Raw genomic sequence first — 23,681 nt, forward strand, 5'->3', positions numbered from 1 at the left:
ATTATTCGCGCTACTACTGCTTTTAACTACAAAATTCGGGATATTTCTTAACCAAACTTAACTTTACCTAAAATTTATGAATTTCGACAGCAAAAACACACCGCAGGGAATGGACTTTCCAGGCGGCAGACCCTATAATGGATCTGGTAGCGCGGTAAAAACTCTCGGACAATTTAGTAGTCGCACCAGTGGCCAAACTTTAGCGACAACTTCTTTTGTTCCTTCGAGATCAAACCCGCTCTAGATCAATATGAAATTTGCAATACGTAGAAAGCGCGACTCCTTAGTGGCGCTTTCTGCATTAAACAGTCGTACTGTTGTATCTTCACCTCCATGCCTCCTTTCAATTAGCTTGATTTTACAGAAGTTCTGGTCGTCTTACTCGGTCGAGGTAAGAGCTTTCATTCAAATGTATTCGCAGAAGATACTTGGTTTAGGTTAAGATACCTAAACACAAGCTTTTCAAAACAAACCCATTGAATTAATCAGTGATCAAAAATACCCGCAGGCGGTGTTCCTTGGTTGACGTTGGTCAACTTCTTTCACACTTTTATGCTCAAGCTAGACCGGATAATGTACTAGAGATGCGTTAAATCTCCCTATTAAGATGTAGCATTTAAATCAATATAGCCTAGAAAGGTAATTTGAGAACCTAGCTTCAGTTAATAATTGTGAATTTTGTAGATATTTTAAGTACTAAGGAGTAAAATTTAACTTCATGTATACCTACTTACGTAAGGAAAAGTCGGCATGAATTCAAGCCAAGTTTTAGACGTAAAAAGAGTATTAGCTGTATTAGAAGAACAAGTATTTCAATCTACGGGAAGGTATTTAACAGAAGTAGAAAAAGTTCTTATTAAGGGAGTTTGGGATAGTAAAGATTATAAAGAGATGGCAAGTGATTCGGGGTATAACGCATACTATTTGCAGCAGAAAGTAGCTCCACCACTATGGAGTATGCTTTCAGTAATTATTGGTGATGGAGTGAAAGTAACAAAAATATCTTTGAAATCTATTTTGCTTAAGCTAGCAAAGAGCGATTATCGGAAGGAAGAGGCATCCAGATTGGATAACGATAGTTTCGTTGGCAATATTAGAATTCATGGGGAACTACCTAAAATAAAATCTTTTTATGGACGAAAGGATGAAATTAACTATTTTAAGAAACAAATTACTCTATTTAAAGAACGCTGTATAGTTTTTACTGGAGTTGGAGGAATAGGAAAAACTTTATTAGCCTCTAGATTGGTTGAAGAAATAACTTTTGATTCTTTAAGTAGTATATATGAATGTATAATCTGGAAAACAATTAATCATTCTTTGTCAATTGATGAGTTAGTCATTGATTTAAATAAAATTTTTCAAGTAGACATAGAAGCAAGTGAAAACTCTTTTATAGATAGCATATCTTTACTATCAAAACAGCTTCACTTACATCGTTGTCTACTAGTAATTGATGGATTTGAAAAGCTATTGTTAGCCGATGATTTTGGAAAAAGATTACAATATGAAAAATTCCTTTTAAAACTTACAGAAGGGAAGCATGAAAGCTGCATTATTATAACAAGTCAGTTGCCTTTAAAAGAATTTGCTTCTGTGACTACAAAACTACCTATTCGCTCTTTCAAATTAGAAGGTTTAGATGTAAACGCTGGAATGCAAATATTACAAGAAAAAGGTTTAACTGGACAGGAATGTAAGCGATTAATTGAAAATTACTCTGGGAATCCATCAAGTTTAGAAGCGTTGGCTGATAGAATTAATCGTTTTTTTGAGGGGAGTGTGAAAACATTTTTTAGATATCAAACTACTATGATTGATCCTCAACTTGAAACAATGCTACATCAGCAATTTGGACAAATTGGACTTTTAAGTAATCTTCAAAGGCAAATAATGATTTATTTGGCAGAAGAAATGTCAGAAAACTCGACTCCTATTCAATTCTCTAAACTCATTGATAATTTAAAAGAGCGAGTAGATTTCAAGTTGTCAGTTTTTGAACTAATAACAGCAATAGAAGTTTTAGAACAACGCTCGTTAATTGAAATTGCTGGTAAATCAAACAAACGAGAAGCTAGTTATAGTTTACAAGTATCTATTAAGAAGTATATTTTAGTTGATCCATTGGGATTAGTGCATAAAATACCAGATACAATACAAACAAGGGAAGTTACCTTGTGGGCTACTGCATAAATCCTCTTTGTACCCAACGTTATAATCCTGATAGCGCTGAAAATTGTTTAGCATGTGGAAATCCATTGATAATAAACGGGCGTATTCGTTTGCTACGCCCGTTGCGTTCCTTGGAGCAAAATCCATATACTTACACAGATGTCTTTGAAATTGAGGATATTGGCACAGAAGAACATCCTCAGCCTCAAATAAGAGTAATGAAAGTATTAAGATGGATTGATGATTCTAAGTTAGTTGAGCTACTTAAAAGAGAATCACTCATATTACAAATCTTAGACCATCCTGGAATTCCCAAGTCTAATAGGGAAGATTATTTCACATTTAGGCTGAATGATAATCTTCTAGAACTACATTGTCTAGTTATGCATAAGTTTGAAGGAGAGAATTTAACTCAGTGGGTACAATCTTATGGACGAATTAGCCAAGAAATGGCTTATGAATGGTTATTGCAGTTGATGGAGATTCTTGATTTAGTTCATCGGTCTGGTTTCTTCCACAGAGATATCAAACCAGAAAACATTGTTCATCAACCCGACGGGAATTTAGCACTTGTTGATTTTGGTGGAGCAAGACAGCTTAGTAGAACCTACTTTGCCAAAGTCAGTACCAGTGGAGGAACTACTACAGGATTCGGTAATGGTTACGAAATAACTGCTGTTAGGACAGCTTGTTACTCTCCCTTAGAGCAAATTCATGGACAAGCCGTACCACAGTCAGACTTTTACGCTTTAGGTAGAACTTTTGTTTACTTAGTCACAGGTATTTCTTTAATTGAAATCATAATGGACGAGCAGACAGGAAGACTAATTTGGAGAGATAAAGCACTTCACATAGATAAATTTCTGGCTGATTTACTTGATGATATGATGGCTCCTTTTGTTGGGCAGCGCCCACAAAGTACTCAAATAATAATACAGCGTTTGGAGCGCTTACCTAATCAATCAAAGTTTAATCGAGTAATTAAATCAAAGCCGTTTCAACTGAGTGTGTTTGTATTAGGTTTATTAAGTATTGTTGGTTTGATATATGCATCCCTACCTCTAGTAGCAAAATATTATTTAGATTCCGGTAAAAAAGCTTATAAAGAAAATCAAATTGACCAAGCTGAGAACGATTTTCAAAAAGCAGTATATTTGAATACTAGCTTAAAATACACAGTAGCAGATTATTTTTTAAATCAAGGTAAAGAAGCTTATAAAGAAAATAGGATTGCTGATGCTGAAAAAGACTTTCAAAGAGCAATAAAGTATGGACATAATTTAAATAATTCAGTCTCAATTTTTTACTTTGAGAAGGGTTTACAGCATCAAAATAACCCTAAAATTGCTAGAAAAAATTACGAGCTAGCTATAAAGTACAACCCGAAAGACGATACTGCGTATAATAATTTAGCAATTGCGTGTCAGCAGTTATATGACTATAATTGTGTTAACAAAACTTACGAAATAATTTTTAAGTTAAAACCTAATAAATGGGAATCGCATTACGGATTAGGTGATTTTTATGATGAACAGGGAGAATATGATTTAGCAGAAAAGCAATATGAAATTGCTATTAGAAGTAGCGATCAAGCTATATTTGCTGTTGCGGCTTTAGCAAGATTGAAAAATAAAAAAGGGGATCATACAGCAGCAGCTACTTTAGCTTTAAAAGGTTTGCAGAAAACTAACAATCGGGAATTACAAGCATCCCTGTATAAAGATTTAGGATGGGCAAGGTTAATGGAAAATAAGTTAACTGAAGCCGAAAGATATCTAGAAAAAGCAACAAAGTTAGATAGCGAAAGAACAGATGCATATTGTTTGCTATCTCAAATAGAAGAATCATTAGGTCAACTTAATTACGCCAGAGCTTATATAGATGCTTGTATCTTGACTAAATCTAGCCTACCAGAAGTGTTTCGCTGGAGACAAGAACTGCTAGATCGGATACTTGATAAATGATAAGATGCTCAAACAAATTATGTTTGTAAAACAATGAAAAAGCTGATGTTTTTTGGGGGAATGTGCTGTTTAACTTCTCTAATACTAATTCATCTACCATTGCTAGCAAATGTACCGCTCATAAGAGTAAGAAGAAATCAGGTTCATTGTGATCCACAAATGGGAAGAATAATAAGTAAGGGTCACAAGCACTTGTCAGCAGGGAGCTTAATTTGTAAGGGAGATACGATAGAAGTTGTGAATGGTGATTATGTAGAATTTTTATGCTTTAGTTCTGGAAACATTTTAAATTTATCTAGTGGAACTATTCCTCTTGATAAATGTGCAGAACCTGACGAAGCCTTATCCACTTGCAATCCAACCAATACTAATGCGTGTCACATACGAAAAGGTGGCACAGAAGGGAGCGATGAGCCAACAATCATTTCTCCTTATAGCACATCAACATTGAATTCCCGTCCAGAAATAACTTGGACTGCTGTTAAGGGTGCTACTTCTTACAAAGTCAAAGTAAAAAGTTACGAGTTTGGATGGGAAAAAGTTGTAAATCAAACTCGGCTTGCCTACCCAAGTGATGAAAAAGAATTTCAGCCGGGTACTCCATATACAATAGATGTCTTTGCATATATTGATGGTCAAGCTTTTAGCTATGATGAAACGTTTGTGGACGTATTGTCTGTAGCAAAGCAAGAACAAATTGCACAAAAGATTAAACGCATCAAAGACTTAGGGCTACCTCCAGATGAAACTATTCTTGACGTAGATGCTATTTATACGGCAGAAAATCTTTTAAATGAAACAATTGAGATGTTAAAAATGGCAACAGCAACTAATAGCCAAAATCCGACTCTTTACAGAGTACTGGGCGATCGCTATCTCTTGGCCAAGTTGCCAAAGGAGGCGAAATCCGAATACATCAAGGCATCTGAGTTAGCGAAAAGCAGCAATAATTCCAAAGAGTTCCAAAAAGCCCAATCAGGGCTACAAGTAGTGGAATTTTACAACCAGCTTCCAACCAGGAGGAACCCACCCCAATAATAAGCCTTCTTATATTTAGGATTTGACAGTAAACTTAATTGCGCCTGACGTAGTGCTTCTGCTTTTGGCAAGCCATTGTTCAAACCTTTATAAAATTCTTGCATAAGCAAAGCGGTAGAATCGGCATCCACGCGCCACAAAGTAGCAACAGTACTACGCGCTCCAGCTTGTGCAGCCATTCCTGCAATACCCATTGCTGACTGCTTGTTGCCTTTAGCTGTTTCGCAGGCGCTGAGAACAAGTAACTCAATTGCATCTTGACTATTTTCAGTTTTACCTCTGATTAAGCTGTCAAAGTCTCTAATATTAATTAGCTTGTCATAGGCAACCAGTACTGTTTTGAGTGGGTCAGAACTAAATTGACCGTGGGTAGTAATATGTACAATAGGAAAATTATTTTGAGTTAGTTCTTCTTTAAACCTTTTAAGGGTAAACTTCTTGTCTAACAAGGCAACTGACGATTTAGTTTGTTTTTCTACATTTTCTATTTCTTGTTTAGATGGGAGCAAATTCTCCATATTTTTAGGTGCATTTGGATCTATAGAACTGGGGCTTAGTTTTGATAGTCCAGCTATTAAAGCTATCATCTGGTTTTCATGTAAGACTCTAGGTTGTCTAATTCTGGAACCTAAAGTTTCTGCAATACTGTAACGCTCTATTAAATAATGTTTTCCATCATATAACAATGCCATTGGTATGCTTTGGAAAGATTTATCTAAAGTGAATACGAGTGTTCCTGATAGGGGTAGATATGTTTTTATTGGTGCAATTAGCTTTTCATAAATTACTTGAGAAGAAGTAGTAATGCTACTTTCGCCTACTTCAGAAAAATTTTCATTTTGTAAAGCTTCTAAAAGATGATCTATCTGGAATCGAACTAGTTTAGATTCAATAGAATGGTGGTGAAGTGAGCCATCTGTTGACTGAGCAATTACTTCTATAGTATCCCCTAAATCAATAATGTGAATTACTGTTGGGGCGCTCTTGAGGTTCTGAAGCTGATTCAAAGCAACAAGGTCAAGCTTGCCACATCTGAGAAAGTTTTCTAAGCGTGCTATCTGCAATCCTTCATTTATCTCTATTACTCTTTTTAAATCAGGATTAGGTGATGTTAAGAGTAATCGCATATAATTACGATATGTCGGCTCCATTTCTGACTGAAAAGAGAACTGCAAATCTCCGTTAGTTGACAAAAGACTATCACGCACTTCAGTCATGTTTGCGATCGCAGCATTATAGTTCTGAATCGCTAACTCAGTTTTTCCCTGCTTTTGGTAAATTAGTCCTAACTGCTGCTGCCATTCGTAAGCAATATCCGAAGCCCGAATTGATTGAGCGAATCCTAAAGCCTTCGTAAAATATGCCTGTTTTTGTTCTGTTTGAGTTGATACTTTACCCAAAGTACCAAAACTATAGGATAACCATCGGATACTATTAATAGTTTCAGCCATTTTCAATGCTAATTTAGCATATCGAATCGCTACTGATTTCAATTGTTCATCTGGGATCTGGCTGAGGTTATTAGCAAAATTCAACCGAGCATGAATAGATGGCTCAAGTGATAACTCCAAAAAGGCAGAAGAATTGCCATCTATTTGATTTACCAATGCTCTAATTTGTTGATTAACTTTCTGATGGATGTTCGCTTGATTTGGTTGATGACTGAGCCATTTTTCCCAACTGATCAGTAAAGTTAAGTGATTCAACTGAGCTTGCAGTTTAGCTGATTTTGAGATATTTGGGATGTTTTCTAGTGTTTGGTAATACCAGAGTGATTTTTGCGCTTTTTGTGGAATAATGTTAGCAATCTGCTCTCGAAAAAGTGGTTCCTCTATCCAAGAATATTTATCTTGTAATTGCTGATAAATTGTCTGTTCAATATTACCTAGAGACAGATAAATCCCACTAATCTTTGATGAAGATACAAGTTTTGCTAGCGTTAACGTTTCTTGTAGAACTGTTTCAGATTCATTTAACTTTCCCAAAATCCGCAAGACTTCTCCGAGATTCTGTAATCCAAGTAAGTTAACCGATGTTGCTTCCTGCTTACCAATTAATGTCGTGAGTTGCTCTTTTTGAGTAAGAGCAGGTTGCTGCAAAGTCGTGTCGCAAATACCTAGAATTGTATTAAAGTTTAAAGCTTCTAAAAGTGTATTGCAAGCTTGTTTATGTAATCCTAATGCTTGAAAAGCAAGGTTTTGATTAATCAGGCTTTCCGTAATTCCCTCTTGGTCGTTTAGTTGGCGATATATTTTGGTAGATTCCTGCCAAGTTTTTAAAGCTTCATTCGCCTGATCTAGAGCTAATTGTTCGTGACCTGATGAAGTCAGGGATGCCGCTTGATTTTTGAGAAATTCTTTTTCTTTTTTTACAGTCTGGGCAGGGGAAGAGGATTGAATTAAAATTAAAGACAGCCCTAGAATGCCTGAGAAAAGATATTTAAAGCAACATTGAAGTGAGATCATTTTTATATCTTTTTACCACTGAGATCCTGAAAAACAAGAACTTGCAGACAGTGAAGCATTATCCCAGGTTGGATTTGCTTGGTCTGTTGTCAAAACTAAATTTCCTTGAGAATCCCGAATCAAAACGTTGGCTTCTATGATTTGTGTAGCTTGGTTACTTCTTAATGATTTTGGATTATGTGAATTATTCAAAGCTGGAACTGGAACAGAGTTACTTTGCTCAACATTGTTAAACATCAGGTTATTAGGCTTAGATTGGAGATTGCGAGTACTACTAACTCGAAAACTATTTACTTCTGTGCCTGCTCGTGCCTGACAAACTGGGGTGATTTCAGGAGTTATTGGAATTACTTCTGCTTTTAGTTGAGTAGGGTAAATGTTAGTATCAGCGATGTTATATTTAACAGTACCGTTAATTCCGTACTTGGAACTAGCTGTTATTAAGCTATTAAGGGAAAGGAATAGTCCCCTAGCATTAATTGTGATATTCCCACCACGGCCCTCAAAGGCATTTGCGGTGATGCTGCTATTTTTTATTGCAACTAAGATATCTGTGTTGATAGTGATGTTGCCGCCGTCGCCATTACCCCCAGCAGTCGCAGTAATGATACTGTCACGTAATTGTAAGTCACCAGAGTGTAAGAAAATGTCGCCTCCTTCGCCCTTGGTGCCGCCTTCTGTGCCAGCTGTGATAGTACCTCTGTCTAGATTGATACTGTCTGCGTTGATTCGGAGGGTTCCTGCATTTCCTTGTCCTGGCTGAAAGTTGAGATTTTTTGGAATTTTTTCACCACCAATATTTACTCTCCCACCATCAGTGACAGTTAATCGTTCTGCTTCGATTGTCAGATTTCCGGCCTTTCCAGTTCCTCCAGTTCGAGCTGATATTCTGCTAGGAGAATTACCAGTTAATGACTTTCCGGTTACTTGCACTTCTTCGTCAGCAGTTATAGATACGTTGCCTCCCGAACCCTGCCCAAATGTGCCTGATGATATCACTCCTCCAGAGCGTAGACTTAAGCGCGCAGTTTCAATCTTGATGTTACCGCCAGAACCGGTAGATCCTCGTTGGGCCAAACTTGTTATGGAACTGCCTGCATTCGCTGTTGGTTTTCGCAGCACTTCTACTGAATCATGAGCTAAGACCTCTATGGAACCAGCATTTCCGAAGCCATACGTACCAGCAGCGATCCCTGCTCCATCCCGGATATTTAACCGCCCAGTTTCAATATTGATGTTGCCACCAGATCCGGTAGCTCTTGGGTAAACTAGGCTCGATATACCAGTGTTGAAAAACGAATCAACTTCTGGTAATCCCACTAGGTTCACTGAATCTGAAGCATTAATTTTCAATGTTCCCCCCGTTCCTGCTCCTAATGTGCTGGACTCAATCTGAGAACCACCGTCTAGCATTAGCTTCATGGCTTGTATTTGAATATTGCCACCACCATCACCACTGGCATCAACTGCTGCTGCTCCAGACAACTGGATCTCTCCAAAGGCTGAGATGCCTGAATATCCCAACGTCCAGCCTTTATCTGTAGGAATCAGGTTGACCAAACCCGCTCCAGCCACGCTGCCTAATTCAATCTGTCCCCCTGTTGTTTTAAGCGTTCCACGTGAGAGTAATATATCACCGCCCACCAAAGCTAAGGTTTGATTTGGCTGCACGCGTAGACCAGAACTAGTATCTATGAGGTCTGAAGTTTTTCTTATACCTTGACCGTCTCCAAAGACGTGAATATTTCCAGCATTTGTCCCAAATCCTAATCCCACAGGCACGCTCACTGTCAACAGAGGTTCTGCACCACTAAGGGGTTTAGCATCGAAGGAGATGCCATCAGCAAATTTAATATTACTAGCAGTAGTGCCGAAGAACGAGCCGCCAATATTCAGTGAAGCATTCGGCCCAAAAATAATCCCATTGGGATTAATAAGAAATACGTTGGCTATGCCGTTAGCTCGAATTAAACCATCAATATTAGATATTGAGCTACCCGTCACTCTTGTCAAAATGTTTTGGATGTCTAGGGCATTTTTGAAGTAAACTGTGCTTCCTGTGGGCACAGAAAACTGTCCAAAGCTATGGAACAAATTGCTTCCGAATTGGGTTCCTCCCGTTATCGCACTGGTATTATTACCCTCTCGTGTGACGCTGGAGTTAACTCTTAGGGTTGCATCGGGAACAATTTGTGCCGCAATTGGCTCCCAAGGCAATAGACAAAACAAGGTGCTGCCCTTGATAAGCCAGGATAAAGCTTTTGTCATAAATCATGGTAAAAGTTTCTCGGTTGGTCTCTGAATTATTTTTAGTACAGACTTGCACCCTGCACCCGAATGATTACCAATTATACAGATTAATAGTAACGGTAGCGTCTTGTCAAATTGGATTGGAGACAGAGGCTTTCCTCTAGTAGTAAAGCTTTTCTCTAGTAGTAAAACTGTTAATATTTACTAAAATCCGAGCGAAAGTGATCGGGAGTAAAATACGTTTGTGGATTTATCAGTGATGAACAGAAAACGTAGTGAGTCCTTTAATGAAGTTGCAGAAATCTATGATGCAGCACGCCCTAGTTATCCATCTCAATTGATTGAAGATGTAATTGAGATGGCTAATCTTACGGATTCAGCTTCAATTTTAGATATTGGAACCGGGACAGGTAAGGGGACTGTTCCATTTGCTGAAAAGGGCTACGCTATCTACTGTTTAGAGCCAGGTGAAAGACTTATTGCAATAGCATCTCAAAATATGCGCTTATATCCAAAGGTGATATTTGAGACAGTTACTTTAGAGGATTGGAACTTACGCCCAAGCGCCTTTGATTTAGCAATATCTGCCCAAGCTTTTCATTGGGTAAATCGTGAAAAAGGGTATCCAAAAGTTGCACAAGCTTTAAAAGAAAAAGGTTATATTGCGTTTTTTTGGAATTTCTCTATTTTACCAGATACTTCAATATTTCAGGCGCTCAAAGAAACGTTTCAAAAATATGTACCTACAATATCTAATGCTAAACCATCCTCAGTTGAATCACTAATAAAAAAAAGAGAAAACTGGATATTAAATAGCTTTTATTTCAAAAACCTAGTGGTCAAAAAATATCCTTGGTCTATTAATTATGATGCAGAAGGATATCTAGGTCTTCTGAAAACTCAAACTGCTTATCAAAAATTTACTGGAACTGAAAAGCAGGATTTTTCTGATGCTATTATACAGATATTAAATGCTCACGGAGGATATGTTACTAAACCCTATTTATCGGTTCTTTTCTTTGCTCAAAAAATTTAAATCAGCCCCTTCATTCTAAATAAAACTCAATGTCGAGTGTGGGTTACAACTCATCTCAAACCCGATACGGAAAAACTACGGGTTTAAACCTAGATGAGATTTATATAGTCACACCAAATCCAATACCCTCTGTCAAATAATCAAGCTTTAACCGTTGTTTTACACGTCTGTTGAAGAGGGTATTTCTAGAATACACCCAAACAGTATTTTGTTTTTGTGGTGACTCTGGTGTGGTGTTTTTTTTTGATAATTGCTCTATGAGATTTTTTAATGAGTTTTATATTTGGTAGTGCTTTAAGGCTGCAAAATATAAAAAGCAATGAAAAACCCCAACCTATTTAAAGGATGGGGACATAAATAAAAATTCTATATTTCCATGATGACACAATTCAATATTTGTTCAACTGCTGTCAGCCTGGAGGTGGAATAATGAACAAACCACCATCCAGACGCAAGAAAGTTATCCCTGGGGCATCTGAGGAACCAAAGCCAGCCGCCGACTCTGCAAAGGAAAATAATTCTGGGCAGGATAACCCAGCCTCAGCAACAATTACGGTGACGGCTGTTGAAGTAAGAGAGTTGACCGACCAAGAACAAAGCTTACGCTTGCAATTGGAACGTCAGGTAGAAAGGGCATTTTTGTCAGCAGGTCAGGCGCTTATGGAGTTGAGGGACAGACGGCTATACCGTTCCACGCACCGGACTTTTGAAGAATACTGCCGCGAACGCTTCAATTATAGTCGTGACGCGGCGTACTTGAAGATTTCAGCGACTGTGGTTTATGAGAATCTTCAAAAGTTTTTGCCGACCATTGGTCGGCAAATTCCAATGCCGACCAACGAACGACAATTGCGGTTTTTGGCGAAAGCCGAGTTGGAACCGGCTGTGCAAGCGGATGTCTGGCAACAGGCAGTAGAGCAAGCTGGCAATAAGATTCCATCTGGTCGCATAGTGAAAGACGTAGTGGATAGGATACGCGAAAGGACGAAAGTACCCAATCCTTACCACATCGGAGAAATATGCATTCTTCTGCCCAAAGATGACCCAGACTTGAGGGGTAAAGCGGGTTATTGGGGAGTGGTAAGTCACGTTGGAGACTATAGCTGTACAGTTCAAACCTGGGATGGCGACTATACCGTGAAGATTGAACACCTGAAGTTACTGGAATTGCTTGATGAAGATTGCCAATTCATGCAGCAGTTATGTGTGAGGTTACGGCAGTTGCATCAAGTGGCCAGCCGTGACTCTTCTGTGGATTGGCTGTTGCAGGGGTTGGGTAAGCAAGCTAAACCTTATTTATCTTCGTTGCAGGCAAAATTGCTGGGGACTGTGGAACGGGAATACAAAATCGAGTGGAGGCAACAGAAATGATGGTGCAGCGAGGAAACAATAATTTAATGCAACAAAGTTTACTAAACTCGTTTAGTTTCAAATATTTCTCGCCACAATTCAAATTCCGGACAATTGCACCAAAGGGTAACGAACCCATCAAAAAGTTTAGTTTCTGAATTTTGAACTCCCCTTGGGAGAACTTGGATCAAGATAGGAATATCCAAATCACATTTCCAATTTTCTATTTCTTTTTGAATTTGGGCAATAGTGTCTTGATGGAATCCTCGGTCGTTGTTGGAACACTGAACAAGTAAACATCCATTATCAGAATCTTTGACTCGCTTGAGCGAGAAATTAATCTGCGTCCACATTGATTGGACTTCATTGAAAATATTAGGCAAACCATAGTGATTGCCTAATATTACCTTTCGGCGTTTTGATTCACCCATAAGTCCCCCTCAGCAATACAAATTTTGACAAGGATGACGAAGAAGATAAGGAATCTCCTGACGACGAGTAAGCTCAATAGCGCTCAGATTAACCCTCTGAGGGTTATTAACTACTAATCCCATTGTAACGATAAATCAAGGGTTTCAAGTATTTTGCAGTTGCAAGGATTGGGGATTTTGCTTTCACCGTATCTGTCATTCTTGCACGCTTTGCTGCTGGCGGCTGTTGAGATAGAGTACAACCTGGTTTGTCAGCAGCAGAAGTGACGATACAGCTAGTAAACAATAGGTTAATCCAACAAATACACAATGCAACACCGCAATAAATAACTCGTTGTATGAAAACGGTAAGCGTACCACTCTGTGGAAGCAAGCGATCGCCCAGCGTCTGGTAGAGTTGCCATGCCGGAATGGCTTATCGCTTCAAAAAGAAATCTGAGTAGGTCATAGGGAGTGTCCTTAAAAAGCCGCCATTAACGGACAGTTAGGGACTTCCAAATAAATGACGACCCAGCCGCTACTAGTTAGCCAACTTTATTTTGACAGGTAGTGTTCTAAGTGGGAATTTAGTCAAATTGAGAAGGATAGGAAACAACTTGCTTCTTTGGTCTTGGCGATCTCCCGCCTTGAAAGCCACATTGAGCAGTTGGTGCTTTCTTTAAATCTTCAAGTCGATGGCGAAGGAAATTCTGACAATGATAGCCACTGGCTTTTTAGGGAAAGCTCCGGTAGTGTGGGAGAAAAAGATATATAGGATGCAGGAATCAATTAACCTCGAAAGCGATCGACAAAGTAGCCATATCAGAATTGCTCACTGGTGTGGCTACAATACCACCACCACGTACATCTCTCAAATCATTCAGCAAATCACCAATCACTTCATCTGGACTTGTGGATGAACCTTTTAACTCTACTACTCCAGCATCACGCTTTTGTTCTGCTGCTAAAGCTCTCATTGTTTTGACAGCATTCTTTAGTGGTTTGCGACTGACAATAATTAATGCTTCCCCACTACCTTTCTCGATCGCCTGTAATTTTAGCTCTTGTGGATTGCCAACTACTAGTGTTTGCTGTGGCGCTAATTGCATTGACTCCTCAGGTGCTGACCATTTATAGGGAAATATCACCAATAAATCACCACTGGAATCAAATAGCAAGATAGAAATATAGACAGAAGTCGATTCATTATTGGTCACTTGAAATTGAAACAGTTGTTGCAGAGGTAATTTGTGCGAATAAATTTTTTGTGAGACTTGACGATTCTTTTGGCTCCGTGATGTGGCAGTTTTAGCTATAATTTTGCTAGGTTGCTCTACTAAATTCAGGCAAACTTCCACATCTAGTTCTGACGAATTGGTATTCAAAGTTTTTTTGAGAATACGAGTTGCTAGCAAAGACTTGAGTTTAGGTTCTAAACGCTGGACAGCATCTTTTACTGCTTCTCTTGCGTCACCAAAAGATTGTAATACTAGTTCCTGTCCTGCGGTAAACAAACCAAGACTATTAACCACAGGCAAGTTTTCTGTAACTTGTTGCTGCAATTGTCTTCGATAGCTATCTGTCATGCGACTGAAGATGTATTGCACACCATTTGGATATGGTGGTTTTTGATTCTGCGCTGTTATAGCTGCGATACGATTGATAGCTTCTACAAATTCTTTTGCTGCATTTGTATCACCAGCTAGAGAAGGATCTAAACCAATACTTAACTTTAAGTCAGCCGGAATTACACGAGTTGATTCTTGCAACAGCATTCCTGGACGCAGAGAATTTATCCCTCTGTTGTCTACCAGTTCTGCTTCTGCTATTAAGCCACGACGAGGGGATATCAACTTTACGGTTGCTGAGGTTTGTCCTTGATTGTTGATGACTGTAAAAGTAGCTCCTGGTGTAAATGCTTCTAAACTTTCTTTGTCTATTCCTCCCAACCATAATGTTGCTTTTTTACCTTCACTTTTAATAACAACTGCATCAGTAGGGAAAACTTTATTTTTAATAAAATAGACTGGTTTATTTTCATCACCATCTATTAAAGGCTCTTGCCGTGAAAGTGATTTAATGCTGGAAGTAATTTGAGAAATCATACTCCCAGCACTACCAGTTTGTTGCCAAAGATACTGCGTCATCAAGTAAGTAAATGCACCAGCCGAAAAGCCATCAAAAGTGGCATCTGCTGCTATTTGTTCCCTTTTAGCCGCAGCAAAAACTATTCCTTTTCGCTCACTAGCACAGCGAAGACTGATAAGTTTTTCTAAGGGGATATTCAACTGTTTGATCCAATGTTCTTGATAAGCAATTTCCTCTGGAGATGGCTGCAAATTATCATTAGATGCAGCACGCACAATAAAGTTACCTCGTGTACCACCGCCGGAGAAGCAACTGTCTAAAACTACAGTGACATTTTCGGTTTTTAAAGCCGATATTAACAAAAACAGGGTACGTCCCATAATGTCCTGTGTGACACCATTGGCACCATCATCAGATGGTACTAGGGTGCTGTTATAGTTATCATTTCTGCATTGCTGAATGGGGTCAGGGTCTGGTAGTCGAGAACCATGACCAGAAAAATGGAAAACTACTACATCTCCTGGTTTAGCTTGCTTAATTAGATGTTCTTCAAATGCTTCTAGAATATTTTTTCGGGTGGGTTGTTTATCGGCTGGGTCACTTGTTAATTTCAGGATATTGTTGGGTTCAAAACCAAAGCGATGGGTTAAAAGTTTTTCCTGTAAATCTACATCGGTGATACATCCTCTCAAGTTATCACCTCTCTCATTGTTTAGATAATTATTAATTCCCACTAAGAGTGCTAATTTTCGAGGGGTGCTTTGTGATAAAACTTGAGCGTAGCGGTTTCCCTTTTGCATGATATCGATTTGGCTTAAACCCAAAGTGGCAAAGGTTGAAGAAGCAAATTGGATAAAATGACGGCGTTTGATAAGGTACATAGCAGAATTTTTAACTCTTTGAAATTGATAGAAATTAAGTAAGTTCAAGAGAAGTTTATTTTCTTAATAAACTTTGATAAATGGATATATTTTATTTTGATATTAAAGGATTATTTGTACTTCCAATAATTTTGAATGAAGCCCAGTAGTGTGGATGCCTCCATTTAGGATTTTTAATCATTTTTATTTGAGCTTGGCGTAGGGCAGTCGCTACATTTTTACCTTGGAGCAATTCCTTATAAAATTCCATCATCAAATCTACTGTTGCATTATCTGAGATTTGCCATAGGGTAGAACCAACAGTATTAGCTCCTGCAACTAAAAAAGCGTTGCTAAGTCCGATGGTACTATCAGGATGAGAAACACCTAAAGCTGTTTGACAGCTACTCAATATAACCATCTCAAATCTCACACCAGGGTCATTCTCGTAAAGAAAACGAGCAGTAATTTTGCCTTCAGATAAAGCAACAAATGATTCTTCAGGAGCTTCAGAAAACAAAATGCCATGACTAGCAATATGAAGTAGAGGCAATTTTTGTGGTATAGGAATATCAAAAAATGTTGTTTGATTGATAGAATCTAATAATACTTTTAAATTTGCATCTTTACCCAAAATGGGTTTAACATTCAATAGTTCAGCAATAGATTTAACTTCTGTTTCAGTACCTGGTAAGCGGGAAAAATTTAATTGATGCTTGCGACCATTAAAAATAACTGTGTATGGATTTGAGAATAGAGGATTTCCTATTAAAAATATATTTCTCTGTGTTTCATTATTGTTAATGTCAGGAAGTTGAACATTACTTACACGTTCGTCATCTTCAATCAGTAATTGAGCCGTAACTGATGGTAGGTAAAAAATTTCATATTTTTCAATTAGGTATTGTCCATCATTTGTACGTAAAGCACTAAAAGGAATAAAATCTAGAGTATTATCAGTCACAATCGCTATTCTATTTGCTTTCAGTTGAATAAGACCTTCTTGAATTACCTGAGGTAAAAGAATTTTATAAAGTTTGTTTAACTCAATATCTAAATCTTCATTGCTTAATTCCGATTTTTGGGTGACTTGAAAGATACTTCTGCTTGCACCTTGTAGAGCATTAATATCTTTATCATTTGAAGCGTAAGGTAGTTGTTGTAATATTCTATCTATTACTTTATCTGGGTTTTCTATACGTGAATTAAAAAATTCACCATTCTCCCCTAATAACCAAACCGAGTATCCATATTGGTCTTTGCTATATATTAACAAAGGTGCATTGATCCTTTTTGCAGTTAAAATAGTTTCATCATATGAAGCTGGATAAACCTCCCCTACACTACCAGACATTGATGGATTTAATGAAAGACGACTATTTGGATGAGTGCGTCCCATCCAGTCAACCAATGCTCTAGAACGTATTTCTTCAGAAATCTGCATGGCTTCTTGGTGATAACCCGCTTTTCCAAAAATAAAGACTAAATCTCGACCAATAGGTTGCAAAAATTCGGAAACAATATATGACGACCTATGTCCAAATGAACCACCTGCTCTTACAGTATTTGAACGAAGATATTGAAAATTTAATAGTGCAAAATTTAACCTTGGTAAAAATTGTGATGGTTCTACTTGGTCAAGGTTTTTCCTATATTTAAGATAAAGTTGCCAAATTTGCTTAAATTGTTTTAAGCTTAAATCTTTTTCTACAATCATTCCCTCTGCTGCAAAAACTTCCAGAATTGAAGTTTGAGCAAATTCATCAATAATAGCCTTGAGTAATATTCTTTCTTGCTCTGGATTCTGTGCTAATGATACCATCTGATTCAAACTTGCTATCCGCTCAGAATTATTACTAGCTAATGCAGCAAGCCTGTGAATTAATAATAACAAATATATTTGTTCATCTTTATTTGTTAAAGGCAATTTTTCTTTGATTTGCTTTAGCCTTAAAAGAAGTGCTTTGCTGTCTTCTGAAACAAGTCTTTGAATAGGTGCTAAATCTTGACCAGCCTGATTTTGCTGCCTCAATTCATCTTGTTGTAAACGCAATGCTACAGCTTTCCCTCTCTTGTGATAATTTAGCTCTTGTAATAAATACCATATATTAGTTGAAACAACATCAATTCCTTTAGTATCTTGATAATAAGTAGCAACTAACAATGCAAATCGATAGAAATTGTATGCTTTTTTATAATTTTCCTCTGTTCGTTTTTTGACTCCTATACCTCCTACTTCTCTAGCAATTGTAAGTAAATCACTAGCAGATATTTTTCGCAATTTCCTGTCTTCCTCCAGAATTCTCATTAAATGGGGATTTTCCAAATCAATAATTACTAATTCGGAAATACTCTCAGCAATAAAAACATGAGCTTCCTCTTGATTTTGGATAAGTACTATTCCTTTTTTATTTCTACGTACCAACTCTTGAAGCTCATTAATCAATCTTTGATTTGTTTGAGGAGTAATACTTTGTGCTATTTTTGGCTCATGTGGTTTATTAATTTTTACATCTACATTATTAACAATGTTATAACTTTTGGATTGTCCGAATACATCATCGAAACATAAAAAGATAGAGGAGGTTACACTAAAAATTGCTACTAATAAAATTTTATTTGTTTTCATTTTTTTAATTATCCAATGTCCTAATTGTTTATACTCAAAAATCAGATTCTAAGCTTTATTAGCTGTTAGCTGCAACAATACTAGTTAAGGAATCTTACTTTTTACTGATCATTCTGCTTCACCAATGAGTGTGAAAGCTGCCCAATTTAGGGGTTTATTGGGATATTGTTCTTTGATTTTGAGCATGGCTTGGCGTAAGGCTTGGGCTTTATCAAGTTTATTTTGGTTGAAATTGGTATAAAATTCGGTCATCAATTCGGTGGTGGGTGAATCAGGAACAGACCAGAGGGAAACAATTACACTAGGAGTGCCGGCAATAAATAGCGATCGCGATAACCCAATCACGCCATCACCAGTAATCCGACCTCTACCAGTATTGCAAGCACTGAGGACAACTAAATCTGCATTCAGTTTTAGGCTGAGAATTTCTTCGGCAGTGAGTAAGCCATCATCCTGACTGCTCGGTGCAAGCGCGATCGCACTTTGCAAACCTTGGAAGCCATCAAATAAACCATGTGTTGCTAAATGGATGATTCTGGCTTGGGATAGTTTGGCTTTAATGGCGGTTTCAGTGGCTTCATTACCAGTCAATGCTTTTGTATTTAGGATGGGTGCGATCGCTTCTGCTTCACGTTTAGCACCTGGTAGAGTTGCTAATTTTTGCGGTTTTTCGCCAATTTTAGGTGCAAAGCTGGGCATGGTGGGATTACCCACGACTAAAGCTTCGGAGACAGAGGCTTGCTTGACTTTATCTCGTTGCTGGTGTGTGAGTTCTAATACTTGAATTGATGGAGAAGTAAGGATAGTGTGTTTTTCAATTAAGTATTTGCCCTGTTCATCTTGTAGTGCAGGGAAGGGAATGAGGAACAAGTTATCTTGAGGGACGAAAATAACACGCTGATTTGGGTCAGTGGGTAAAAGGTCAGCAATGGGTTGAATGAGAAGTTTATGTAGTGTTTGTAAGCTTTTTTGCTGTACTTTTTCATCAACAGGATTAATAACTTTTGCTTCAATAATACTACGGCTTTTATCATCAATACCGAGAGATGCGCGAGTAGTGGTAATTAGGCCTTTTAGAGAGGTATTTTGTTTTTGCCACAGTGGTTTGAGGTCAGTTTTCTGAAATCCTACTTCACCTGTGGGTTTGATTACCCAGATAAAAAGTTCTGATTCTTTAGTTGTTTGTTTACCTGCAATTTTGAAATCATCAAAAATAATTGAATATTGAACCAAGGTTGCATTTTGCACCTTGGCAATTTTTTTAATTTTCTCAATTGTTGCTCTTGGAATCTCTTCCTCGCTTTGTAAGTTAGGTGACAATCGAGATTGAAGTAATTGCACAAATGCCCTAGCGCGACTGCGTTCAGATATTTCTAGTGCATCATTGCTTTTATTCTGGGCAATCAAAACTTTTTGTAGCAATTGATAAGTGACAGTTTGTGTTTCAAAAATTGAAATTTTATTAGCGTCACTTAATCTTGGTCGTAGAGACTCTAAAAGCTTAATTCCATCCTGGAGAGTTTTTTCTGCTTCCACAAACTTGCCAGATTGATAAAACGTACTACCTATATATCTAAGAGTTCGTGCTTCACCCACCTTGTCACCAATTTCTTTAAAAATAGCTAAAGCTTCTCCAAAAAATTTCAGCGCTTGAGGAAACTGACCCTGATAATTGTAAACTCTGCCGATGTTGCTAAGAGCAACTCCTTTACCCTGTCGATCGCCAACTTCTTTAAAAATGGCTAAGGCTTGCTGAAATAACTCTTGTGCCTGCGGATACTCGCCTTGATTGCGCCGAAAATCTCCAATGTTGTTGAGAGAAGTTCCTTCACCGCGACGCTCCCCAAGTTTTTTAAAAATAACGAAGGCTTGTTGATAATATTCTAGAGCTTTAGGATACTGATCTATAGTCCTGTAATAAACGCCAATGCCATTGAGGGTTAATGCTTCTTGCTTCTGGTTGCCAATTTGTCTGAAAATATCTAAAGATTGCTGTAAGAAATTTAGCGCCTGGGGATACTGCCCTAGACTAGTATTGATATATCCCAGTTCGGCGAGGGTAAAGCCTTCGCCAGAGCGATCGCCTACTTGTCTGCGAATAACTAAAGCCTGTTGATAAAACTCTAGGGCTTGAGGATATTGCCCCAAACCTTCATAAACTTTTCCAATATTATTGAGAGCAGTTCCTTCATTCAAGCGATCGCCTAGTTCTCGGAAAATATTTAAAGCTTGCTTGTAAAAGTTTAGCGCTTGAGTATAGTCACCTAGTGCGCGTTCAACTATGGCAATGTAGTTGAGACTCAACGCTTCGCCATTGCGATCGCCAATTTCTTGATAGATAACTAGTGCTTGTTGAAAGAATTGTAGTGCTGCTTTAGGTTGACCAATCTGAATCTGCTGATCGCCTTCTTGATAAAGACGTTCTGCTTCTGCTTTGCGGTCAGCAGGAGTTTGCGCCAGTACTTGTTCTACTTGAGTCTGAGCTTTGAAGCTGATTGGTGACTGTGAAAAAGTAGTAATGAAAGTGGCGATCGCAATTAAACAAAACCTTCTAAGGTACATGGCTATGACTGAGTAGGGAAGATGAACCTGATTGTATATATCTCCCACAGGAGGAAGGTTATGTAAATATATGGTAACTGCCTAGCTAGTAGGATTTGAGAAAAGCAAAAGAGAGACATTACCAAGTAACGCATCAGTAATAACTAGAATAAGCTAATCGGCACATAAGTTGCATAATAAGAAGATGAAGCCGTTCAAAAGCAACTATGCCGCCACCAGCCAAGAATTTTTTAACTACGGAACAAGTTAGTAAGTTACAGCAAGCTCTAAAAGAGAGCGAGCTACCCCACGTCAGGGAAAGAATTCTAATTATTTTGCTCCAAAACGATGGGAAACCGCAACAGGAAACTGCTAAATTTTTAGGCTGTTCGCGCAGAACAGTGGCATATTGGTGTATGCACGGTGATCCAGATGATCTAGAAACTCTACATAATAAAAGAGAGTACGAACATTATCGAAAAGCTACTCCTGAATATATTGAACTGTTATTAAAAACTGTTGACCAAGAGCCATCAGATTTAGGCTACGACTTTGGCAGATGGACGGCAGAAAGATTAGCCACATATTTAACCCAGAAAACAGGGATTGATTTAAGTAGTTCTCAGTTAAGGAGGATATTAAAGCGAAAAAAGTATAGTTATATCTGGGCTAAATATGACCTAGAAGATAAACAAAATCCAATTGAAAGAGCGAAGTTTAAAGAGAAACTTACTCAATATTTATCAATAGCACGAGAACAGCCAGAGCGTTTTCAGGTATGGTTTTGGGACGTTAGCGTAGCGGGCGCGCGTACCCGCGCGACGAGCGGTTTTAGTTTACGTGTGATTCGATGCAAGGGATGGGGTAAAAAAGGAAAACGCAAGAATGTTCCAGGAGAACGGCGTTGTGGTCGAGTAAATGTCATGGGGGCAATCAGAGAGCTAGACCGGAAACGCGTATGCTTTTTTGTAAAAAAGGGAAACGCAGATATTTTTTATGAGCAATTACAACAATTAAATGGACTAATAAAACAAGAATGGGTTAGTATTGGAAACCGTTTTGAAGATTTTGCGAAATCTGGCCCGAAGATTATTTTAATTTTAGATAATGCTAGTTTTCATAAGCGCAAAGATGTTCTAACTAAAATATCTCAAGAGTTTCCCAACTTTGTTTTAGAGTTTTTACCTGCTTACAGCCCAGATTACAACATCATCGAATTAGTTTGGCATTCATGTAAAGAATATATTGCTCACCGTCTATTTAAATTAGTGGATGAATTAAAATCATTACTAGATAAGTTGTTAAATCAAGGTGAGTTAGTAATTAAGTGGCATCGGAAAATAAGAAATAAAGGCAATATCCACTATGTTGCAGCTTAAATGCTGATTAGCTTACCAGTTAAATGCTGAATTAATAGAAACAGCACTATTGATTGGCGAAAGCTTGTAAGTCATGTTTGCATAAATTGGCGACGTGAAAAAACATACAGCACCAAGCAGTTTTGCATAAGTTCCTCAGTGCTGGAGATACAGGTAATAAACCGTAGAGACGAAGGTTGCTGGCGCAAAACTTTATATCTCGGAGCAATGGGGGGGTATGTAAAAACTAAATTTGACATTGTAGAACAGTGTGATGAATTGTGGCAAGCAGACGACGCAGGGGGGAATGAAAGGAAGTTGCTAAATCATCCCGCTTTCTCTACAACGCCCTAAATTTTTACATAAGCTCTCCGCGATGAGAGATATATGTTAGCGTCGGCAACCACGCAAAGCCGAAGTAAAGAAAGATAACTGCACAATTTCCTACTGAGACTGACTTGATACTAAAGGGGAGTTATAATGTCTAATTTTTCTTATCACTCGCATGGTGAACATTGGGAATTTGGCAAGGTTGGATTAGTCATATTAGGTGTGGTAGTTATCCGAAGTCTTTTTATTGTGATTCGTCAACAATAATTTTTATTAATCTAAAAAAATGCCCAATATTATCATAATTGAACGAGATATCAACTACCTGAAAATATTCATTAAATGTATGAAAGAGAGTGGTTTTGAAGTTGTTTGTATGAACAATACAAAACTGGTTTCTCAGGTAGCACAAAAGCAGTTACCAGACTTGATAATTTGTAGTCTTGAGATAGCAAAACAAAATAATTGTAATTTCTGGAATAATCTGTGCCAAAACTTTGTTACAGCAACAATTCCCTTAATTTTTCTAATTAATGAAGCATCTGAGATTTATCAATGTCCTGAATTTGCAGCAGATGGCTATATCACTAAATTTTGTACAACAGAGGAACTGAATAAAGCCATCAAAGCCCAACTAGCGAAGCAAGCCGCCCGCAAACATGGGTATGCTATTCAGTCTCAACAAGTTTTAAATTCACCTTCAATTGGCAACGATCAACCCAATGTTCAGTCGATTTTACCATCTATTCCTCGCCTCAATCTGGTATTTGAGTTTATAGCAGCTAATTACGACAAACCTATCAGTTTATGTGACGTAGCTGAGGCATTAGGTTACTCTGCAACTTATTTAACTACTGTTGTTACGCAAACAACAGGAAAATCTTTGCAGAAATGGATAATTGAGTGCCGGATAACGGCTGCACAAATATTATTACTGCAAACTGACCAATCAGTTAATCAAATTGCTCTTAAGGTGGGATATGAAAATCTTGCTCATTTCTATAGACAGTTTCGTGATTATCATGGAACTTCTCCTCAAGTTTGGAGAGAAGTAGAAAAATCTCACAATAGTCACCAGCTAAACAAAGATAAAGCATCCCTAAATTCAAATAATTTTGGTGACTTTCAGTGAAAACTGCAAGTACTAAGCAACTTAATCACTTAGATTCGTTGAGATAATCAAATATCTT

Annotated in this window: 15 protein-coding genes; 8 read left to right on the forward strand and 7 right to left on the reverse strand. The window is 37.9% G+C overall.

What is annotated here, in order from left to right; genetic code table 11:
• Nucleotides 1-750 precede the first annotated feature (750 nt).
• The 3 genes from NPUN_RS34060 (at nt 751) to NPUN_RS34070 (ending at nt 5,174) form a co-directional block, all read left to right on the forward strand.
• On the forward strand, nt 751-2,193 hold the full coding sequence (locus tag NPUN_RS34060) for a helix-turn-helix domain-containing protein (RefSeq protein WP_012412965.1): 1,443 nt from the start codon (nt 751-753) through the stop codon (nt 2,191-2,193).
• Nucleotides 2,178-4,136, forward strand: coding sequence for a protein kinase domain-containing protein (locus tag NPUN_RS38025; protein WP_012412966.1), 1,959 nt, complete (start codon nt 2,178-2,180; stop codon nt 4,134-4,136). The genes NPUN_RS34060 and NPUN_RS38025 overlap by 16 nt, the downstream gene beginning before the upstream one ends.
• A 159-nt stretch (nt 4,137-4,295) precedes the next feature.
• The gene (locus NPUN_RS34070; protein WP_012412967.1) at nt 4,296-5,174 is read left to right on the forward strand and encodes a hypothetical protein; all 879 of its coding nucleotides are present in this window, start codon (nt 4,296-4,298) and stop codon (nt 5,172-5,174) included.
• Here the strand turns inward: NPUN_RS34070 and NPUN_RS34075 are convergent.
• Both NPUN_RS34075 and NPUN_RS34080 read right to left on the reverse strand, forming a co-directional pair.
• On the reverse strand, nt 5,135-7,639 hold the full coding sequence (locus tag NPUN_RS34075) for a CHAT domain-containing protein (RefSeq protein WP_012412968.1): 2,505 nt from the start codon (nt 7,637-7,639) through the stop codon (nt 5,135-5,137). The genes NPUN_RS34070 and NPUN_RS34075 overlap by 40 nt on opposite strands.
• 12 nt (nt 7,640-7,651) lie before the next feature.
• Nucleotides 7,652-9,907 (reverse strand): two-partner secretion domain-containing protein, encoded by a 2,256-nt coding sequence (locus NPUN_RS34080; protein ID WP_012412969.1) that lies wholly within the window; start codon nt 9,905-9,907, stop codon nt 7,652-7,654.
• 241 nt (nt 9,908-10,148) lie between these two features.
• Here NPUN_RS34080 and NPUN_RS34085 point away from each other — a divergent pair, with 241 nt between their 5' ends.
• Both NPUN_RS34085 and NPUN_RS34090 read left to right on the forward strand, forming a co-directional pair.
• A complete protein-coding gene (locus NPUN_RS34085; protein WP_148220473.1) occupies nt 10,149-10,925 on the forward strand; it encodes a class I SAM-dependent methyltransferase in 777 nt (258 codons plus the stop codon).
• A gap of 429 nt (nt 10,926-11,354) precedes the next feature.
• Nucleotides 11,355-12,296, forward strand: a complete 942-nt coding sequence (locus NPUN_RS34090; protein ID WP_012412971.1) for a hypothetical protein — start codon at nt 11,355-11,357, stop codon at nt 12,294-12,296.
• A 41-nt stretch (nt 12,297-12,337) separates the two neighbouring features.
• Here the strand turns inward: NPUN_RS34090 and NPUN_RS34095 are convergent, their stop codons facing one another.
• Together NPUN_RS34095 and NPUN_RS42325 are read right to left on the reverse strand one after the other, a co-directional pair.
• Nucleotides 12,338-12,706: a hypothetical protein gene (locus NPUN_RS34095; RefSeq protein WP_012412972.1), complete on the reverse strand. Its 369-nt coding sequence runs from the start codon at nt 12,704-12,706 to the stop codon at nt 12,338-12,340.
• Nucleotides 12,707-12,812: 106 nt separating this feature from the next.
• Nucleotides 12,813-12,992 (reverse strand): hypothetical protein, encoded by a 180-nt coding sequence (locus NPUN_RS42325; RefSeq protein WP_167315705.1) that lies wholly within the window; start codon nt 12,990-12,992, stop codon nt 12,813-12,815.
• A 324-nt stretch (nt 12,993-13,316) separates the two neighbouring features.
• Between NPUN_RS42325 and NPUN_RS43830 the strand changes: the two genes are divergently transcribed.
• Nucleotides 13,317-13,460 (forward strand): hypothetical protein, encoded by a 144-nt coding sequence (locus NPUN_RS43830; protein WP_234711187.1) that lies wholly within the window; start codon nt 13,317-13,319, stop codon nt 13,458-13,460.
• Between the two features lie 10 nt (nt 13,461-13,470).
• Here the strand turns inward: NPUN_RS43830 and NPUN_RS34100 are convergent, their stop codons facing one another.
• The 3 genes from NPUN_RS34100 to NPUN_RS34110 all read right to left on the reverse strand — a co-directional run bounded on the left by NPUN_RS34100 (nt 13,471) and on the right by NPUN_RS34110 (nt 20,872).
• The gene (locus NPUN_RS34100; protein WP_012412974.1) at nt 13,471-15,654 is read right to left on the reverse strand and encodes a caspase family protein; all 2,184 of its coding nucleotides are present in this window, start codon (nt 15,652-15,654) and stop codon (nt 13,471-13,473) included.
• A gap of 91 nt (nt 15,655-15,745) precedes the next feature.
• On the reverse strand, nt 15,746-18,262 hold the full coding sequence (locus NPUN_RS34105) for a CHAT domain-containing protein (RefSeq protein WP_012412975.1): 2,517 nt from the start codon (nt 18,260-18,262) through the stop codon (nt 15,746-15,748).
• 108 nt (nt 18,263-18,370) lie between these two features.
• On the reverse strand, nt 18,371-20,872 hold the full coding sequence (locus NPUN_RS34110) for a CHAT domain-containing protein (RefSeq protein ID WP_148220474.1): 2,502 nt from the start codon (nt 20,870-20,872) through the stop codon (nt 18,371-18,373).
• A 158-nt stretch (nt 20,873-21,030) separates the two neighbouring features.
• Here NPUN_RS34110 and NPUN_RS34115 point away from each other — a divergent pair, with 158 nt between their 5' ends.
• On the forward strand, nt 21,031-22,182 hold the full coding sequence (locus tag NPUN_RS34115; protein ID WP_012412977.1) for an IS630-like element ISNpu2 family transposase: 1,152 nt from the start codon (nt 21,031-21,033) through the stop codon (nt 22,180-22,182).
• Between the two features lie 685 nt (nt 22,183-22,867).
• A complete protein-coding gene (locus NPUN_RS34125) occupies nt 22,868-23,623 on the forward strand; it encodes a response regulator transcription factor (protein WP_167315706.1) in 756 nt (251 codons plus the stop codon).
• Nucleotides 23,624-23,681: the final 58 nt, after the last annotated feature.

Origin of the sequence: Nostoc punctiforme PCC 73102 (assembly GCF_000020025.1) — a bacterium.
Lineage (GTDB): Bacteria > Cyanobacteriota > Cyanobacteriia > Cyanobacteriales > Nostocaceae > Nostoc > Nostoc punctiforme.

What these genes read in the sequence shown, in the direction of transcription:
- NPUN_RS34060 (WP_012412965.1), top strand. Translation starts at nt 751, where the DNA reads ATGAATTCAAGCCAAGTTTTAGACGTAAAAAGAGTATTAGCTGTATTA.
- NPUN_RS34070 (WP_012412967.1), top strand. Translation starts at nt 4,296, where the DNA reads ATGGGAAGAATAATAAGTAAGGGTCACAAGCACTTGTCAGCAGGGAGC.
- NPUN_RS34075 (WP_012412968.1), bottom strand. Translation starts at nt 7,639, where the DNA reads ATGATCTCACTTCAATGTTGCTTTAAATATCTTTTCTCAGGCATTCTA.
- NPUN_RS34080 (WP_012412969.1), bottom strand. Translation starts at nt 9,907, where the DNA reads ATGACAAAAGCTTTATCCTGGCTTATCAAGGGCAGCACCTTGTTTTGT.
- NPUN_RS34085 (WP_148220473.1), top strand. Translation starts at nt 10,149, where the DNA reads ATGAACAGAAAACGTAGTGAGTCCTTTAATGAAGTTGCAGAAATCTAT.
- NPUN_RS34090 (WP_012412971.1), top strand. Translation starts at nt 11,355, where the DNA reads ATGAACAAACCACCATCCAGACGCAAGAAAGTTATCCCTGGGGCATCT.
- NPUN_RS34095 (WP_012412972.1), bottom strand. Translation starts at nt 12,706, where the DNA reads ATGGGTGAATCAAAACGCCGAAAGGTAATATTAGGCAATCACTATGGT.
- NPUN_RS34100 (WP_012412974.1), bottom strand. Translation starts at nt 15,654, where the DNA reads ATGTACCTTATCAAACGCCGTCATTTTATCCAATTTGCTTCTTCAACC.
- NPUN_RS34105 (WP_012412975.1), bottom strand. Translation starts at nt 18,262, where the DNA reads ATGAAAACAAATAAAATTTTATTAGTAGCAATTTTTAGTGTAACCTCC.
- NPUN_RS34115 (WP_012412977.1), top strand. Translation starts at nt 21,031, where the DNA reads ATGCCGCCACCAGCCAAGAATTTTTTAACTACGGAACAAGTTAGTAAG.
- NPUN_RS34125 (WP_167315706.1), top strand. Translation starts at nt 22,868, where the DNA reads ATGAACAATACAAAACTGGTTTCTCAGGTAGCACAAAAGCAGTTACCA.